Source organism: Thiobacillus sp. SCN 63-57, assembly GCF_001725555.1.
Lineage (GTDB): Bacteria > Pseudomonadota > Gammaproteobacteria > Burkholderiales > Thiobacillaceae > Thiobacillus.
Genome location: NZ_MEGP01000013.1, coordinates 30453 through 48325 on the forward strand (window position 1 = coordinate 30453; position 17873 = coordinate 48325).

A 17873-nucleotide genomic window follows, 5' to 3' on the forward strand; every position below is an offset into this window, starting at 1 on the left:
TAATTCCGGGATTGGATGACATGGCAGCCGCTTTTGAACACGATGCGTCGGCTCCGCCGGCCCGTGCACTGGTCGAGGTGCGCGACCTGCATTTCTCGTACGACGACAATGCCGTGCTGAAGGGGATCAACCTTGCGATACCGCGCGGCAAGGTCGTCGCCATCCTGGGCGTCAGCGGCTGCGGCAAGACCACGCTGCTGCGCCATCTCGGCGGCCAGCTCAGGCCGTCGCGCGGCAGTGTGATGTTCGACGGCCAGGTGGTCCACGAACTCGACAACGCAGGCCTGTATGCTATGCGGCGGAAGATGGGGATGATGTTCCAGGTCAGCGGCTTGTTCAGCGATCTGTCCGTGTTCGACAACATCGCCTATCCGATGCGCGAGCACACCGACCTTCCGGAGGATGTCATCTGCGACCTGGTGCTGATGAAGCTGCACGCCGTCGGCCTGCGGGGCGCCCACGATCTGCGCACCAGCGAACTGTCGGGTGGCATGGAACGGCGGGTGGCCCTCGCCCGGGCGATTGCGCTCGATCCCCGGCTGATCATGTACGACGAGCCTTTCGCCGGTCTCGACCCGATTTCGCTCAATACCATCGCCAACCTGATCCGCCGGCTCAACGATGCCCTCGGTCTGACTTCGATCGTGGTGACCTACGACGTGTCGGAATCGCTGAAGGTGGCCGACTATGTCTATTTCATCCATCACGGCGTGGTGGTGGCCGAAGGGGAGGCTTCCGCAATGGAAGACTCGAGCGATCCTTTCGTGCACCAATTCGTCCATGCGGAACCCGACGGACCGGTGGCGTTCCAGTACCCGAGCCGGCCGTATGGGGAGGAACTGGCGCTTGCCGCCCAACCGGCCAGGGTAAAATCCGCTTCCTAGCGCGTTTTCGGGCTGCCCGAGGTTCAGTTGGGCGGAAAATCGTCGTTATTCCACTCAATAAACCCATTCAATGGAAACCCAGGTGGAAAACGCTGATTGTTTATGCGAAGGGGCTCGGGAGTGAGCCAGCCGCCAGCAGCGGACAGCGATAGCTTCATCGACTATGGTGCCCTGCGCGCACTGGTGGTGGACGATTCGCCCGGCATGCGCAATGCCCTGCGGCTGACCCTGTCCAACTTCGGGATCACCAAGATCCAGATGGTGGCCAATGCCGCCGAGGCCATCTTCCAGATCAAGAATCGCTCCTATGATTTCATCCTGTGCGACTTCAACCTGGGCGTGGGACGCGATGGCCAGCAACTGCTGGAGGAATTGCGTCACGGCAACCTGATCGCGCTGGAGACCGTCTTCATGATGGTCACGGCGGAATCCTATTATGAAAAAGTGGTCGCCACGGCCGAGCTGGCGCCGGATGACTACATGATCAAGCCCTTCAGCGCAGAGTTGCTGTGCAGCCGGCTCACGGGCATCCTGTTGCGCAAGCGGGCATTCCGTGACGTCTACTGGCATTTCCAGGCACAGGACCTGGAGGCCTCGATCGCGGCCTGCGATGCGCTCATTCACAACAAGCCGAAATATGCCGTGGATGCCTTGCGCTTCAAAGGCGAACTGTTGGTCGCGCTCGGACGCTTCGAGGAAGCCGAGGCCTTGTATCAGCAAGTGGTGTCGATGCGTGCCATTCCCTGGGCTCGCCTGGGACTTGCCCGAGCGCTGCATCTGCAGAAAAAAAACGAAGCGGCCGAGGAAGAACTGCGTGACGTCCTTGAGCATGCGCCTGAAATGGTCGCCGCCTATGACCTGCTCTCCGACGTCTGCCTGGAAAAGAAGGATGTGGCCGCAGCGCAGGAAGCCCTGGAAAAAGGCGTGGCCATCTCGGCCAAGACAGTCCGCCGGCAGCAGAAACTCGGAGAAGTCGCCTATGGCAACGGCGATCTCGATACCGCTCGTACGGCATTCGACAATGTGCTGGAGAAGGGGCGCCACTCCATTTTCGTGACGCCCGCCGACTTCGGCAATCTGTGTCGGGTGCAACTGGAGCAGGGCGATCTGGAGGCAGTGGCCGATACGCTGAAGAAGAACAAAAGCACGCTGCAGGCGAATCCGGAAGGGCAGCTTGTGATGGCGGTCACGCAGAGCATCGCGCATACCCGGACCGGTAATCTGTCGGAAGCCGCCAAGGCGCTGGATGCGGTGGCAAGCCTGCGGGCCGACGGTACGCGCGGGGATGCCCAACTGATGCTGGATCTGGCCGGTGCCTGCATGGCCAACGGCCGCCATGAGGAAGCGGATGCCGTGGTTGCCGAGGTGGCGCGCAACGCACACGACAGCGAGGCGCTGCTGGCGAAGGCGAAGCGTCTCTATGATGAGGCCGGACGGACGGATGCCGGCGCCAGCGTCCTGGCCTCGGCGACGGGCGATGTGCGCAAGCTCAACAACGAAGGTGTGGTGCTGGCGCAGCGCGGCGACTACAAAACCGCCGTGGAAAAATTGCTGACCGCCTGCAGCGAAGCGCCCTACAACCCCCGCATCCTCATGAACGCCGTGTGGGTGATCCTCAAGTACATCGACCAGGTGGGGATGGACGAGGCCATGATCGAGACCGCACGGACCCAGCTCAGGGAGGCGGAGCGCCAGGCGCCCGGCCACCCGCGTCTGGCCGGGCTGCGCCTGCAGATGAAGGATGTGGAAACCCGTTTCGGCATCCAGCGGAAAGCTGCCCGATGAAATTCGACGGCACCGATTTTTACGCGGCGCTGATCCATGAACTGAAGAACAATCTGGGCGTGCTGTCGATGACGCTCGAGCGCATCCCGCGGCTGGGTGAAGCGGAGCACGACGCCTCGGTCGATTCGGCCCGGCTGTTGTGCCAGAACGTGGTCGATCGGCTGCATCAGGCGCTGCTGATCTACAAGGCGGCCAATCAGCCGATCCATCCCGTGCTCGATGCCTATTCGCCGCATGATCTGGTTCAGGAAATTGCGGCCAGCGCGAAGGCCCTGGCGCACGGCCGCCTGCGTGTCGAGACGGCGATCGCCGGGGATACGCCCGTACTTTGGTTCTTCGATCGCGACCTGGTCGAAATGGCCCTGGTCAACGCCATTCACAATGCGCTGGCCCATGCGCGATCGACCATCCGGATCGAGGCGGAAATGGACGCGGACTGTTTGGCCCTGCGCGTGCGCGACGACTCGCCGGGCTATCCCGAACATATTCTCGAGGGTGTGGCCGAAGGCCGGTCGTATGCCGCCACAGGGACCGGGCTGGGCCTGCAGTTTGCCCGGTTGATCGCACAAAGCCATGACAACCGGGGGCGCCAGGGCGAACTGCGGCTCGGCAATGATCCCGGTGCGGTTTTCAGCCTGCTTTTGCCTTGAGACGGCGAGGGCAGTTCCACACCTGGGCGCTATTCTTCCAGTAGGGTCACTGTGGCTTCGGCAGTCGTACTGTCGATGTCGAGCCGCACCACACAGTATTCGGTCTGCTCGTCGATAGGTGTCGGGTCGTCCGCGCAGCTGCAGCCGGCAATGATCCCCGTGTAGAAAATGCCCGCCTTGGCCCGGATCAGACCGGCCTCCTCGTTCACGCTGATGATCATCGCCTGGAAGGGACGGTCAGTCACGTAGCTGCTGGACGACAAGCCCCGTTGCAGTGGGAGACACGCGGCATCCAGCTGTTCGATTTCCTGCTTGAGGACAGCCTGGAACGCGGGGGTGTTCCAGGCACGCAAGGATTGAGGGAACTGGTTCATGGGCTTTGCCTTCTTCAAATAAGGGGCGTGTGGCACGTCGCGGGCGGTCGGTCATGCATCACATCCGGTGCACAAATAGAACGCAATCGTGCCGGGTGTGGGAACGGGCATTGTCCACCCAGGACTAGTCTCCCGGCAACTGCTGCGGGTTATGGCTCGCGATGAACGCCGCCGTCTTGTCCACCGATATGGGGCGGCTGAAGCAATATCCCTGGATGATGTCGCATTCGTGCGATCGCAGAAAGCCGATCTGCTCATGGGTTTCGACGCCTTCCGCTACGACCTCGAGTCCCAGTTTGTGGCCGAGCGAAATGCTGGCTTCGGCAATTGCCGACACGTTGTCGTCTTCCAGGGAATCCGGAATGAAGGTACGGTCGATTTTCAGGACGTCGAGCGGAAAACGTTTCAAATAGGCGAGCGAGGAATAGCCCGTTCCAAAATCGTCGATGGCGAGACGCACGCCCAAGGCGTCGAGTGCGGCCAGGATTTCGCTCGTGGCCTGCACATCCTGCATGGCGGTGCTTTCGGTGATCTCGAGTTCGAGGTGATGCGGAGGGACACCTTCGTCGCGGAGAGCCTGCCGCACACGGTCCAGCAAGGTCTGTTCCCTGAATTGCCGGGCCGAGACGTTGACCGATATCCGCATGGGCGTGAGGGCCGCCTCGTGGAATTTCCGGTATTGCTCGCACGCATTGCGCAGCACCCATTCGCCAACGGGAACGATCAGTCCCGTTTCTTCCAGCAAAGGGATGAAGTCGTCGGGCGACACGAGTCCGTGTTCGGGATGTTGCCAGCGCAACAGCGCTTCCGCTCCGGCAATCCCCCCGCTGCGCAGGTCCAGCTGGGGCTGGTAGTAGAGCACAAACTCCTTGCGATCGAGTGCGCGCCTCAGGTCCGTTTCCAGTGCCAGTAATTCCTCTCCACGCGCATTCATTTCCGGCGCATAGAATTGATACTGGTTTCGGCCGTTTGCCTTGGCGCGGTACATCGCCGCATCGGCATTCTTCAGCAGCGTTTCCGGATCGCTGCCATCATGGGGATAGATGGAAATCCCCATGCTGAAGGCAGCATAGACATCCTGCCCGGTGATGAGGACTGCCGTCTCGAATGCCTCGCGCACTTTATGCAGGATGGCCAATATGCTGTCCAGGCCCGTCAACTCACCGATCAGAATCGTGAATTCGTCACCCCCATAACGGGCCACGACATCGTTCGGGCGTACACACTTCCGCAACCGCTGTGCCACATTGCGTAGCAGCGCATCGCCGGCGGCATGACCCAGACTGTCGTTGATGCGCTTGAAATTGTCGATGTCGAGAAACAGCACTGCGGTCAGAAAACGGCCGCGTCGGGCGCGTGCCAGTTCAGTCGCAAGGTGTTCTTCAAGCAGCAGGCGGTTGGGGAGTTCGGTCAGGGCGTCGTGGGTCGCCTGGCGTTTCAGCTCGCGTTCGAAATGCTTGCGTTCGCTGATGTCGCGCGCAATGGTGGAGAAAAATCCCGCTGCACCGTTCGAACCGCCGTGGGCGAGCACGACCTGGGAAACAGCGATCTCCCGACCATCCGCGTCCTTGATCACACTTTCTCCGTGCCATGCGCCCTCGCGCAGTGCCGTGGGAAACGCTTCCATCAGAATCCGCTGGGTGGCCCATTCTGGATGGCAGTCCGCAATGTATCGCCCACTGATATCCGTGTCAGCCGGCAGCCCCAGCATGGTCCGCCCGGCCCGGTTTAGATAACGCAGGCGTCCCTCGTCGTCCATGATCGCGACAAAATCCGTCGTGGCTTCCAATATTTCCAGAAGTTGGGCCCGCTTCTCTTCCAATCGTATCCTGTCTGTGACATCTCGACCCGTCGAGACGAAACTCGAGATCTGCATGGCGCTGTCGAACAAGGGAGCGATGGTCTTTTCTTCGTAGAAGAGCGCACCATCCTTGCGGCGGTTGACGAGCGTTTCCTGGAATACGCCGCCCGCAAGAATGGTGTCCCACAGGTTCCGGAAAAATGCCTCGTCGTGGTGACCCGACTTGATCAGGGATGGTGAGGTACCGAGTGCTTCTTCCGCGGTGAAGCCCGTGAGCCGTTCGAAGGCTGGGTTGACATACTGGATTTTGCCTTGCGGGTCGGTGATGAATACGCTGTCGGCGGCCTGTTCCACGACCCGCGAAAGCCGGCGCACGGCCTGTTCGGCAATGCGCCGCTCGCGCCGGACCCTGGCATCGGAAAGCTCCCGGTATATCGCAGGCACCAGGCGGGCCAGATTGCCCTTCATGACATAGTCCTGCGCACCTGCCCGCATGCCGATGACCGCGGTGTCTTCGCCGATGGTGCCGGAAACGAAAATGAAGGGAATGTCGGGATCGTGGCGCTTGACGACCTCGAGCGCGCGCGCTCCGCTGAAATGGGGCATGGAGTAATCCGAGAACACGATGTCCCATTTCTGCTCGAGTGCCTTCAGCAGTTCGGCCTCGGTGTCCAGGCGCTGCCATTCAAGGCAGAAGTTCGCGCGCTGCAGATATCCGACCAACAGCAGGGCATCGTCCTCTGAATCCTCAACGATCAGGGCGCGTATCGCGACATCGCCGCTTACTTCATTCATGATGGCTTCCCGCAGGCCGGGTTTTCGTTCGCTGTTTCATGCTGACTGGTCTAGTTTCCTTGAGGCGGTGTCTGATTGAGCAATAGCCAATAAAGTCCCAGTTGGCCAGCCGCTCTTACAAAATCGTCGAAATCGACCGGCTTGCGCACATAGCTGTTGGCGCCCAGGGCATACCCTTTTATCCGGTCTTCCTCTTCGTTCGATGAGGTCAGGATTACCACGGGCTGCAGGCGCGTGGATTCGGTCGCACGCACGCGGCGCAGCACTTCCAGGCCGTCGATTTTTGGAAGCTTGAGGTCCAGCAGCACCACGGACGGATGATCGTCCGGGTCACGGCCAGCGTAGGGTCCGGTGCAAAAAAGGTAATCGAGTGCCTCCACGCCGTCGCGTGCGAGGACCAGCCTGTTGCCGATGTTGTTGGTTTCCAGGGCATGGACGGTCAGGGCTGCATCGTCCGGGTTATCTTCCACTAAAAGTATGCTCTTGTCGCTCACGATGACATCTCCGGTTCCAGGGTGAAATAGAATCGCGTCCCTTTTCCGACCTCACTTTCGGCCCATATCCGGCCGCCGTGCTTGTGAATGATTCGCTGCACGGTGGCGAGACCGATGCCTGTCCCAGGGAATTCGCTTGTATCGTGCAGGCGCTGGAATACACCAAACAGTTTGTCGGCATAAGCCATGTCGAAGCCCGCACCGTTGTCGCTGACGATATAGGTCGGCATGCCCGGGCCGGCTGCGCGCTCCAGTACGATCTGGGCGTCGACCCGGGATCCGGTGAATTTCCAGGCGTTGCCGAGCAGGTTGTCAAGCACGATGCGCAGCAGCCCCTTGTCGCCTTGCGCCAGCAGATTGGGGGCGATGGTGAACTGCACCGTGCGATCCGGTGCCTGTTTGCACAAATCCGCAACGATCTCGTTGGCGAGGGCGCTCATATCCACCTGCTCGCGCTTGAGTTCGGTACGGGTGACGCGTGACAGTTTGAGCAGGTCGTCGATCAGGGTACCCATGTGCTGGGCGGCGCGGCGCACCCGGCCGAGGCGGTCGCGTCCCGTCTCGTCGAGTTTGTCGGCATAGTCGTTGAGCAGGATATGGCTGAAGCCGTCGATCGCGCGAAGCGGCGCACGCAAGTCGTGGGAGACCGAATAGCTGAAGGCTTCGAGTTCCTGATTGATGGTTTCCAATTCGATCGATCGGCTTTTCAGTTGCTGCTCGATTTCCTTGCGCCGGGTGATGTCCTCGACGATGCCGTCGTAATAGGCTTGACCGTTGGCGTCGCGTTTCAGGGTGGCCGTAACGGCACCATAGAACGGTCGTCCCTTGAGCGTGTGCAGTTCGATTTCCTCGTTGACGATCGTATTCGGCTGTCCTGCGCTTTCACTGAACAGCGGCTGGCCGGAAGCGGTCTGGAAAATGGCAACCGGATGCGCCAGCAAGGCCTCGGCGGAATCGGCTTCCAGCATGTTGACCAGGGCCGGGTTCACCTCGAGGAACCGTCTCTCCGGTCCGGTGGTCTTGCGGAACACCCCGACCGGCAGGTTGTTCATCAGATCCTGATAGCGTGCCTGCGCTTCGAGGCGTTGACGCTCGGCATGCTTGCGCGCGCTGATATCCCGGATGATGGCCGTCACGACCTTTCCTTGTGGCGTGTCCAGCGGGCTCAGGCTGATTTCCAGCGGAAATGCACTGCCGTCCTTGCGCCGGCCGAACAACTCCATGCCTTCGCCCATGGGGCGCGTGTAGGGATTGGATGCAAAGCTCGCTCGGTGGCTTTCATGGCGGTGGCGCAGGGATTCCGGAACCAGGATCTCTATCGGTTGCTGCAGCAGCTCGTCGCGCGCATAGCCGAAATATTTTTCCGCCTGCGCATTGACCAGGACGATGCGCCCTTCACGGTTGACGATCACAATGGCGTCCGGCGCCGACTCGAGCAGGGCGCGAAACCGCGCTTCGCTTGCCCCGACCGAGGCTTCGGCCGTGCGTCGCCGCATACTGTAAAAAGCGATTGCCCAGGCCGCGAAAGTGAAAATCAGCAGCAGCGCGGCAAAAACAACCCAGAGATGCTTCGACAACACGAGATTCTGTGCGGCAAGCGTGGAGGCAGGCTGGTAGGCCACGAGGATCCAGCGCTCACGCTTGGATGTCTCCGATGCGCCATCCGGACCGGGGAGCGGGGTGGTCGAGGCGTAGGTGTACAAACCCTGATCGGTAAGAAACTGGCCTTCGCGGGCGGTGCCATGGATCATTTTCCAGGCTTGAGGGTCGCGTATGGCCAGACGCTTGTCGGTCCGGCCCGGCAGCATGAATCCCCATTCGTCTTTGGCATCGGGCCCCAGCATCCAGTATCCGGCGGCGTTCAGCAGCCAGAGTTGGCTGGCAGCATGCTCAGCGCTCGAGATCTTTCGCAGGTGGCCGAGGAAATTGCCGCCCAGGTAATTCAGCATGATGATGCCGCGCCTGTGCCCCTGCCGATCGAAAATCGGTGTGCCAAAACGCAACATGGGCTTGAGGGGTTGTTCGAGGGCACCGTGCTCGATATTGAGGTCCAGGGGCGACACATAGATTTCGCCTTGCGTCAGTGCGAGCGTTTCGCGTACGTAATAACGACTGGATTTGCCCTGCAGTTTCTCAGGCGCGACGTTTTCGGGATGGCCGTTGTTCCAGTTGACACGGACGATCTCCCGTCCATTTTCATCCAGGAACCGGATCTGGTCGTATAGCGCCTTGCGTGAGGCAAACGCCAGATAGCGCGCGGCAAGCGGCGCATATGCGGGAGGGGTGGCATGCGTTCCGTCGTTCAGGAGCGCGTATTGGTCCGCCAGATAGAGCAGATCGGAACGGATGCTCGCGAATTCGACCAGGTTCGTCTGGATCGCAAGTCGGATGGCTTCACGTTCGGCGGCTTTCTGCAAAGCCAAGGCACTTTTCGCCTGGACGGCATAAAACGCCCAGATAACGATCGCCAGCACCAGCACGGCGGGCAACCAGATGGCCAGGAACCGACGTAAAAACGGTATACCCCCTGTATGTCCGGGGTTATCCGGTGAGGCATCGACGGCTTTCATTGAATGCTCAGTCCTTTATCCAAAGAAAGGAAACTGCGCGAAGGGGATCTCTCCCTTCCGCTATGCCAAACAATCAAATTCGCCGCACTGATGAAACCGTGTCTGTATTCTTCCTTAGGGCACCCTTGGGGGAGGAATTTTTTTCTCGATGCAGATGGCAGGCAGCACCACGGTATCGCCCGCGGCACCTGCATCACGCCCTATTGCCGCGAAAGATAGCCTACTTTGCATCACGTTGCATCACGAAGCAAAAATAAAACCGTTTGCCATGCAAGAAATTCGACTCTTACAAGAGTTCTTGGCATGGGTTAAATTAAGATTCTCTTGAAATATATCTTAAAAGCGTTCAATGCCGAGGTGCCATTCCGGTAATCGCTTCGAGAGTCTTCGCCATGTCGTTGAAAACCAGCTTCGAGTTCATGATGTAGGTATGGCTGGACGGTACTTTGAGTGCCTCCGCTTCGAAGCGGCCCGTGGCTTCAGATACGCTGAGAATGAAATCGTTGGCTTCCGTGCCGAAGGGCAGCCATGAATGGCGCAGGCCGCCGATACCGGCATAGATCCGGGTGGGAACCGGAGGCATGGGCAGGCTCGACATGAATGCGTCGACTGCCAGCAATTGGCCCATTTCACCCGTCAGAAGCTTGTAGAGCCAGATCCGGGAAAAGAATTTGGCGGCCTTGCAGGCAACCATCGGTGGTGCCAGGAAAAAGCAGGCGGATGGTGACCGGTTTTCCAGATGGCCAAGCGCTGACCTGATGATGACGGTTCCGAGAGAGTGGCCGACCAGTGCGTAGTGCCGGGTGTCGACCTGTCGGTCGATCAGTTTCACCAGACGGGCGATGGCATGCTGCAGGCCTTCAAAAGTCGGGTAATAGCCAAACAGAATCGGGTTGTGCCCGGCCTGCCTCAAGCGTCGGCGCAATAGCATCATGGAAACCGGTGTCGTCCCCATTCCATGAATTAAAACGAGATCCATCGAACCCTCTTGTACGGTATAAGCTAAATCCGGCTGGGTATTGGAGCGACGGCTCAGGCCTATTGCTTCTCTTGCGGATAGGCTCGCGCTTTCCTCGCTTTCCTTGCTTCGAAATGGGCCAGAATTTCCGGATGGTGAAGGATGCCACCACCGATAAAGCCGATGAAACTGCCCAGAACGATATCGAACATGCGCGCCTGTACAAGCTGGTCGGGCGCTAGTGCGACCGTCGAGGCCTCGGCAAGCAGCACGGTCAAGGGCGTAATGAAGATGACCGCGAGACCATAATTGCGTACCACGAGCAATTCGACCATGAAGTTGAGCGCCATGATCACCCCTACCAGTTCCCATGAGTTGAACGGCAGTGAAAAAATGATCCATACCAGTCCCATCCCGATTGCAGTACCGATGATGCGGTGGATTTTTCTGCGCCATACTGCGCGAAAGGTCGCACCCTGTAGGATGGCCGCGCAGGAAATCGGCACCCAGTAAGGATTGTGCAGGTTCAAAAACTGGGCCAGAAGCAGCGAGCCGCCGACGAACAGACCGATCACGATGGCGTCCGGAAGGATCCATTCGAGGCGCGGCTCGCGTGCCGGACGTTCGGGCATGGGTGCTGCCTTGCGCGCAACCAGAAGGCTGTACAGGAAGGCCAGCAGGCAGGACTGGATGCCGCCCAGCACGAAGAGCCCCACATGCGTCGGGATCAATGACTGATTGAAGGGCAGAGTGCCCGCCACTGCCACCACCAGAATGAAAAAGAAGCTACCAGGCGGCGGAAGCGCATAGAAACGGGTGATGAGCGTTACCAGTGTGGTGGTCAGTCCCAAAATGGTGGCAGACACATACGGATTGAAACTCGTGCTGACCCCCAGCGCGAAGCAGATGGTGAGCCCAAGGGAACATACGGCTAGCGTCACCATCCGGTGCGGGATGGACGTGTGCGGCATGTACAGGACGACCATGGCGCCGATGCTGGCCAGGATGCCGGCGTCGAAGTGGCCGAAATGGACCCCCAGTAGGGCTGGAATCCCTACGCAGAGCGAGGCGAGGAGGGGAATGTGCCAGGGGCGGCCAGACGTTTTCCAGGCCAGCAGCGACGTGAAATCCTGCAGCAGTCTGCGGCCGAATGAAGGATCACTTGGGTTCGCGTGCATGAGGCCTGAGCATAACGCTATTTGACCGGGCCATTCAGGAACCAGCGCCCATCTGACCGAGCAGCCTTGCATAGACGCTCCGATCCGCACCGGAATGACAGCAAAAGACTATGTCTCGCATGTCGGTGAACACGTGCGTGGCCGCGCGGACCGTGGCAATGGCGATTCGTGCGGCGGGCTCGACCGGATAGCCATAGGCACCTGTGCTGATACAGGGAAATGCGAGTGTACGGATGCCATGCTGCGCCGCGACCTTGATGGTGCGCCGGTAGCACGATGCCAGGAGATCGGGCTCTCCCTGGTCGCCACCGTGCCACACCGGGCCGACGGTGTGGATCACGAAGCGGGCTGGCAGGCGATAGCCTTTTGTGAGCTTGGCATCACCGGTCGGGCAGGTGCCGAGCAAGCGGCATTCCGCCAGCAATTCCGGCCCGGCCGCACGATGGATCGCCCCGTCGACGCCGCCACCGCCGAGCAGCGACGGATTGGCGGCGTTGACGATGGCATCCAGCACGAGCGTGGTGATGTCGGCCTGGACGACGTGCAGGGTGGCGGGCATGGTCCTGGCGTCAGCGCATCGCGCGGGTGTGCGGGGTCATGATGAAGGCCTGCCGGTCGAAGCCGAGTTCGGCTGCCCGCGCCAGCAGGGCCGCCTGCGTCGCCGCGTCGAGCTTCGGCTCGCGCGCCAGGATCCATGCGTATTGACGGCCCGGTTCGCCCACCAGCACCCACCGATAGTCCGGATCGAGATCCAGAATCCAGTAATCGCCATAGAAGGGGCGGAAGAAGCTCACCTTCAGCCGGGCGCCCCGGCTGCCTGCCACGACCTTGGCGATGCCGTCGGCCTGCTCGATCCTGCCGGTCGCGGTGCGGCACTGGTTTACAACGGCGACGGCCGACCCCTCCGCGCGGTAGGTGGCCTGGGTATCCGACACGCACATGGCCTGAAACCGGTTTGGAAGCCGTGCGATCTCATACCATCTGCCGTAATAGCGATCGAGATCAACCGACGGTACGGTCGCGAGCGGACGCGGAGTGGACGTGCATGCAGCCAGCCAGACGGTTGCAGCGGCGATGGAAAGGAAAAGGGAATAGGGCATGGTTCGGCTCCCGCACTTGATCGAGGCGATAGACAAACGACACGCGCAGGATGACATATCCCGCCCCGTTTTGGCCAGATGTGCCCGGCTGCCGGTTTGAACACTTCATTTCGGAACATCCGGGGTTGCTTGCCTCGTCCGCCCGCTACCAAGATGAAGCATCTTTGTTGGCCGGGCAAGCGGTGCGCTACCAGGCAGGAAACTCGAATCCCTCGTCCGCCGCCTGTAGGCCGCGTAAAGCGGTACGGATCGTGCCGTCGTAGGGATGCGCATCGATGACATCCGGCAGCCAGGGATAGCATCCGGCGTAATCACACTGCCGGCCGTAGTCGTCCGCGTCGTCGAGCAGTACATCGCCAAGTTCGTGCAGGGCTTCCTCGGCCAGCCGGTCGGCCTGCCTGTCCAGTCTCTCGTCTTGCGTGTTCATGGCACTCCCCTTGTTGTCCGGAATGCCCATCCTTGCCCGGCAAGGTGATCCCTTGATGACAGTCGATCCGTGGCCCGATGGTCCGAATCCCCAGGAGCCGATGCCATTGGCCCGAACGTGCCATGCCGGAAGCAACGCGGACGTCTGCGCCTGCAACATGCATGCGTGAAACTGCATGCAGGTTGGAAAGCCGCATTATTTTCGCGATTGGGGAGTTTTCATGAAACGCATGCAATTCATGCTGGCGCTTGCGCTGGCGGGCTCGATGGGATCGGCCGCTGCATCGACCGTCGGCCCGGGCTATCTCGGTGACCTGGTCGGCCAGAACGTCTCGATCGCCCAAACCATTTCCGGACTGGGCACGCCCATCGTCGACGTGTACAGCTTCGATATCGGTTCCTTCGCGTCGGAGGCCATCGCCACGAGCGTGAAGGTGAAGCTGCAATTCGGGTCTGGCAGCGCGCCCGTTTACGACATCAGCAATTTCGCGATCACCCTGCAGGACATGAACGGCACGATTTATGGAACCGACAGTACGTTCGATTCCAGCGGCGCGCTGGATCTCGGCGCCATCCTGTCGCCCTCCGTAATCGGGGCGCCCGGCTTCTATCAGTTCGTCGTGACCGGCACCACGGCCGGCACTGCTGGGGGCATCTATGCAGGTGCCCTGAGCGCTGCGCCCGTACCGGAGCCCAAGGCATGGATGACGCTGCTGGCGGGACTGGGTCTGATCGGCATGATGGTGGAGCGCACCAAGCATCGACCCGGATAGCGTGCCGTCGTGGCCGGAGCCCCCCTGTTTATCTTTCTCCAACCGGGTGTTCCCAATGTTCTCCTGTAGTACCTGGCGGGCCTGATGGCCCGCATTTTTTTGAAGGGTGGCCGTCGTTCCCGGCTCAGGCGGACGTCAATTCTTCCGATGCCGTGCTGGTTCCGGCAGCAGGCGTTTGCGTCACCAGCCGCCGGCCGAAGGGCATGCGACGCTGATCGATGAACAGGCTGCTGCCGTCGATACGCTTGGCCATGCGCTTGGCTTCGGAAGCGGCACGCGCCACTTCCTGGTAATGGTGGTAATTGCTCGGATCGACCAGCACGGCGCCGATGGACAGGGTCACCAGGGCATGAAAAGCCATGACGCCGCGCCGGTCTTCGCTGCGGTAGCCGCCCGCCTCCACATGCTCGGGATTGAACAGCGCCCGACATTCGCGATCGAAGCGGGCCAGCATGCCATGGCAGCGGATCTCCCAGTCGAGGCTCTGGAACAGTACGACAAAATCGTCACCTCCGATGTGGCCGACGAAATCGAGTTCAGGGTTGCAACTGTCGCGCAGGATGCGTGCCAGCAACTGGATGATGTCGTCCCCGCGGCGGAAACCATAGACGTCGTTGTAGGGCTTGAACTGGTCGAGATCGAAATAGGCCGTGACGAAGGTCTGTTCGTTGACGAGCAGGCGCTCGAGATGTTCCTGGATCGGCACGTTGCCAGGCAACCCGGAGAGCGGATTGGCATAACGCGCGGCAACGATCTGCATTTCGGTGACTTCGCGCATCAGGTCGAAGCCGGATCCCAGCCCCAGGTAGCGTCCTTCTGTCGTGATGATGAAGCCCTGGGTAAAGGCGGCCTTGCCTTTCTTGACGACCAGTTCGGACAGTTCGGTCATGCGTGTGGCCTTGTCGACGATGAGGGGGTCGGTGTCCATCATGTCGCGGCACGGCTTGCGGCCATGGAGCTCGCGGCCGTAAAGGCCGATGAAGCGGTCGAGCAGGGCGGGGCGGTGAATGATGCCGACGGGGATATCCTCGTCCACTACGGCCACCGCATGCAATTCGGGGTATTGCATCATCAGCTCGAGCACGTCTTCGCTGGATGTTTTGGGACTGACGGACGGAGCGGAAACCACGAGCCGGTCGGCCGATACGTGCAGCCCGTCGCGTGCCTGGAGCATGGGAAAGACGCTGACGATGCCGGATTGCAGGCAGGCTTCCACCTCGCGTGACAACAACCGGATCGGTACCGGAGAAGGGCGTCCGATCAGGTAGCCCTGGGCGTAGCGGATGCCGAGATCCTTCAATACGGCCAGTTCGGACGGACTTTCCACGCCCTCGGCAATCACGCAGGAATGCGCGCCTTCGGCCAGCATCCGGATCGATCGCACGAACTGGATCTTGTGGGGGTCCTGGTGGATCCCGGCGATGAAATGTTTGTCGATCTTGACGAAGGCAGGCTTCAGTTCGGACCACAGCCGCAGGCTGGAAAAACCTTCTCCGAGATCGTCCATGGCCACCTCGATGCCGATCGCGCGTAAGCCGGCGACCGCTTTGCGCAGAAAGGCGTAATCCAGCGCGGTCGCATTCTCGGTGATTTCGATCACTACCTGGCTGCTGGACAGGCCGACATCCGACAACGCCGCCAGCACCGATTCCGGTGCGAAGGTCGCATCCAGGAGGCTACCGGGCGACAGGTTCACGAACAATCGTCCCGGCAGCTTCAATTGCGCAAACGTCTTGAGGGACGTGTGGACGCAGGCCCAGTCCAGCGCAGTCAGCAGGCCATGCTGTTCGGCCACGCGGAACATCGCCTGCGGCGCGTGCAGCGGGCTGTTCGACGGCCCTCGCGAGAGGGCTTCGTATCCCATCACGCGCCCGTTGGCGAGGTCGAGCACCGGTTGCAGCAGGGTCATCAGGCGTGCGTTGTCCAGGATGTGGTCCAGATGCACGCGTAATTCGTCGTGGCTCATAGGGGGACATAAGGGGGAAGTAGGCCCTCGACGATAGGTGGCCTGCGTTACGGGCGTGTGAAGCCAGGGCAGGGTGGGGCTGAAGTCACGGGGTGCGCAAGAGTGCGCGGGGCGGCGTAAGGTTCCTGGCGTCAAAAAAACTTCATGCCCTTGTCATGGCGTGTGCCTATTCTCTGCTCGCAACAGGGGAGTCCATGCACAATACCAACGAACTGACCGACGAAGAGTGCGGCCATCTGGCGCGCATCCTGCTCGCCTCGCGGCGGGTCACGTTGCGCCATCATTTTTTCAGCTGGATCCATGGCCCGGTGCAGTCGCTCATCCCGCACGAAATCCTGCTGTGCGGCGTGGCGGACGAGAGCGGTTACCTGCTGCACCAGCGCTTTACCGCCTGCCGCTATTTCAAGGACGACCACTATCACCGCGTGATTCACCCGGGCGATGGTCTGATCAGCCAGCTGGCACAGGAATGGCAGGCCTGCGGCGAACCGCGCCTGATCGCCGGGCAGCACGAAGACAGTAGCAACTGGACGGCTCGCCTGACCGACCTCGAACTGAAGAATGTCGCCTTTCACGGCATGGGCTGGACCAATGGCCAGATCAAGGGCTACGCCAGTTTCTCGCGCGTGCGGGTGCCGTTCGACAGCCGGCTCGAACTGTATCTCGACATCCTGCTGCCGCACCTGCTCGCCACCCTGGCCCGCATGCTGTCACATGAATCGCGCACCGGCACGCTCAGCCGACGGCCTGCCGGGCTCATCACCGCGCGCGAGGTCGAGGTGCTGACCTGGGTACGCGACGGCAAGACCAACGACGAAATCGCCGATATCCTCGGCCTGTCCATGCTCACCGTCAAAAACCACCTGCGCCACGCGATGAAAAAATTGGTCGTCCGCACCCGCGGCCAGGCCGTCGCCAAAGCCATTGCGCTGGGATTGCTGCATGCGCATGGCTCGCGTGGCGACATGCAATAGCGTGTGTAACGCGTTTGTGCGTGAGCCGAACGGCTCATATTAGTCTTTGTAATACATCATGGCGTGTCATCGAAACGCCTTACAGTCATTCGGTAAACCTATCCGATAAGGACCGCAGGATATGCCGCATATCGGAGATATCGGTTATCTCTCGTGAAAGAAAGTTTCCCATGCGCGTACCCAATACCAAGGTGTGGCTGAAAACGGAATTTGCCCAGCGTCCCCGTGTCACCAGGTTTCGCCGACCGCTACCGCGAACTGCTGCGCGTGGCCGATGCCGAGATCGACGAGATGGCTGCCAGGGCCGGCGATATTCCTTGCCGGGCGGGCTGCAATTACTGTTGCAAGGACGAACGCATCGTCCTGACTGAAAAGGAAGCCGTGCTCGTCGTCCAGTACATGGAGGAACAACTGGACGCAGGGCAGAAGGACCGGGTCATTGAATCCATCCGTGCCGCCGCACCGACCAGCGACCAGGCCAGCGTGCCCTGCGCGTTCCTGATCGACGAGCGTTGCGCCATCTATGAGAATCGGCCCTTGGCCTGCCGCTCCTATTTTTCCCGCTCGGTGTCCTCGTGCCACGACTTCTTTCTGGACAAATCCAAAATGCCGCAGCGCTTTTCGGCGCCGAAGATGGTCGAGATCGCGGTGCGCGAAGTGACCCGCGCGGCGAAGCACTCGAAGCTGTATGAAATCAATTCCCTGATGCAGCGGATCTACGCCGATCCCGACAAGCCCGCGCGATGGACTGCCGAACGTATGAGCGACGAAAGCGACCTGGCCGACCCGGAGTAGTGCCTTCGCCCCGGTCAATGGGTCGGTTACGTCTTGAGCCAGACAGTCACCAATGCTCTGGGGGTCGCTTCATGAAGTCCTGAAACCGGGTTTTTATCCAGCATTCGGATCAGCGAACGCACGATCCATGAACGACTTCCGAACAGGAAAACCAGCCTGCGACATGAGCCGAAAGGATTAGTTCAGCGGCCGGTCCTCCCTGCATACATGTAACACGCCCCCCCTATTGTTTCGCACAGCGGGATCAGAAGATTTTCTCGTTACGCCAACCCCGTCGCGAGGCGGGTCCGGAAAGCCACGGGTCTTCAGCAAGTTCGAAGAAAGCCGGGTTGCAGGCAGGGCGGCCTCTT

General features: G+C 60.6%; 16 protein-coding genes and 1 riboswitch. Of the genes, 6 read left to right on the forward strand and 10 right to left on the reverse strand.

Features of this window, described 5'->3' with window-relative positions; genetic code table 11:
- Window positions 1-20 precede the first annotated feature (20 nt).
- From ABT23_RS05860 to ABT23_RS05870, 3 genes are all read left to right on the forward strand, one after another.
- Window positions 21-884 carry an ABC transporter ATP-binding protein gene (locus ABT23_RS05860; protein ID WP_296632499.1) on the forward strand — a complete coding sequence of 288 codons (864 nt, stop codon included), beginning with the start codon at window positions 21-23 and terminating at the stop codon, window positions 882-884.
- A 120-nt stretch (window positions 885-1004) separates the two neighbouring features.
- The gene (locus tag ABT23_RS05865) at window positions 1005-2669 is read left to right on the forward strand and encodes a tetratricopeptide repeat-containing response regulator (protein ID WP_296632500.1); all 1665 of its coding nucleotides are present in this window, start codon (window positions 1005-1007) and stop codon (window positions 2667-2669) included.
- Complete coding sequence (locus ABT23_RS05870) at window positions 2666-3319, forward strand: ATP-binding protein (RefSeq protein ID WP_296632502.1); 654 nt, start codon at window positions 2666-2668, stop codon at window positions 3317-3319. The genes ABT23_RS05865 and ABT23_RS05870 overlap by 4 nt, the downstream gene beginning before the upstream one ends.
- Window positions 3320-3348: 29 nt before the next feature.
- On the opposite strand, the gene ABT23_RS05875 is transcribed toward ABT23_RS05870, so the two are convergent.
- From ABT23_RS05875 to ABT23_RS05915, 9 genes are all read right to left on the reverse strand, one after another.
- Window positions 3349-3693, reverse strand: coding sequence for a hypothetical protein (locus ABT23_RS05875; RefSeq protein WP_296632505.1), 345 nt, complete (start codon window positions 3691-3693; stop codon window positions 3349-3351).
- A gap of 124 nt (window positions 3694-3817) precedes the next feature.
- Window positions 3818-6289 (reverse strand): EAL domain-containing protein, encoded by a 2472-nt coding sequence (locus ABT23_RS05880; protein ID WP_296632507.1) that lies wholly within the window; start codon window positions 6287-6289, stop codon window positions 3818-3820.
- Window positions 6290-6339: 50 nt separating this feature from the next.
- The gene (locus ABT23_RS05885; protein ID WP_296632782.1) at window positions 6340-6786 is read right to left on the reverse strand and encodes a response regulator; all 447 of its coding nucleotides are present in this window, start codon (window positions 6784-6786) and stop codon (window positions 6340-6342) included.
- Entirely contained in the window at window positions 6780-9263 is a 2484-nt protein-coding gene (locus ABT23_RS05890) for a PAS domain S-box protein (protein WP_296632784.1), read from the reverse strand. The genes ABT23_RS05885 and ABT23_RS05890 overlap by 7 nt, the downstream gene beginning before the upstream one ends.
- 436 nt (window positions 9264-9699) lie before the next feature.
- Window positions 9700-10332 (reverse strand): alpha/beta hydrolase, encoded by a 633-nt coding sequence (locus ABT23_RS05895; RefSeq protein WP_296632511.1) that lies wholly within the window; start codon window positions 10330-10332, stop codon window positions 9700-9702.
- A 59-nt stretch (window positions 10333-10391) separates the two neighbouring features.
- Window positions 10392-11561, reverse strand: coding sequence for an FUSC family protein (locus tag ABT23_RS05900; protein WP_296632513.1), 1170 nt, complete (start codon window positions 11559-11561; stop codon window positions 10392-10394).
- Window positions 11524-12048, reverse strand: coding sequence for an O-acetyl-ADP-ribose deacetylase (locus ABT23_RS05905; RefSeq protein WP_296632518.1), 525 nt, complete (start codon window positions 12046-12048; stop codon window positions 11524-11526). Before ABT23_RS05905 ends, ABT23_RS05900 begins: the two co-directional genes overlap by 38 nt.
- Before the next feature lie 10 nt (window positions 12049-12058).
- Window positions 12059-12589, reverse strand: a complete 531-nt coding sequence (locus ABT23_RS05910; protein ID WP_296632520.1) for a lipocalin family protein — start codon at window positions 12587-12589, stop codon at window positions 12059-12061.
- 187 nt (window positions 12590-12776) lie between these two features.
- Window positions 12777-13016, reverse strand: a complete 240-nt coding sequence (locus ABT23_RS05915; protein WP_296632523.1) for a hypothetical protein — start codon at window positions 13014-13016, stop codon at window positions 12777-12779.
- A 220-nt stretch (window positions 13017-13236) separates the two neighbouring features.
- Here ABT23_RS05915 and ABT23_RS05920 point away from each other — a divergent pair, with 220 nt between their 5' ends.
- Window positions 13237-13788, forward strand: a complete 552-nt coding sequence (locus tag ABT23_RS05920; protein ID WP_296632526.1) for an FxDxF family PEP-CTERM protein — start codon at window positions 13237-13239, stop codon at window positions 13786-13788.
- Window positions 13789-13912: 124 nt separating this feature from the next.
- Here ABT23_RS05920 and ABT23_RS05925 read toward each other — a convergent pair whose 3' ends face one another.
- Window positions 13913-15754 (reverse strand): GGDEF domain-containing protein, encoded by a 1842-nt coding sequence (locus ABT23_RS05925; protein WP_296632528.1) that lies wholly within the window; start codon window positions 15752-15754, stop codon window positions 13913-13915.
- Between the two features lie 194 nt (window positions 15755-15948).
- On the opposite strand from ABT23_RS05925, the gene epsA reads away from it, so the two are divergent.
- Window positions 15949-16728 carry an XrtB/PEP-CTERM-associated transcriptional regulator EpsA gene (epsA, locus tag ABT23_RS05930; protein ID WP_296632533.1) on the forward strand — a complete coding sequence of 260 codons (780 nt, stop codon included), beginning with the start codon at window positions 15949-15951 and terminating at the stop codon, window positions 16726-16728.
- 225 nt (window positions 16729-16953) lie between these two features.
- Window positions 16954-17523: a YkgJ family cysteine cluster protein gene (locus ABT23_RS05935; RefSeq protein ID WP_296632536.1), complete on the forward strand. Its 570-nt coding sequence runs from the start codon at window positions 16954-16956 to the stop codon at window positions 17521-17523.
- Between the two features lie 254 nt (window positions 17524-17777).
- Window positions 17778-17860, forward strand: a riboswitch (cyclic di-GMP riboswitch).
- Window positions 17861-17873 lie beyond the last annotated feature (13 nt).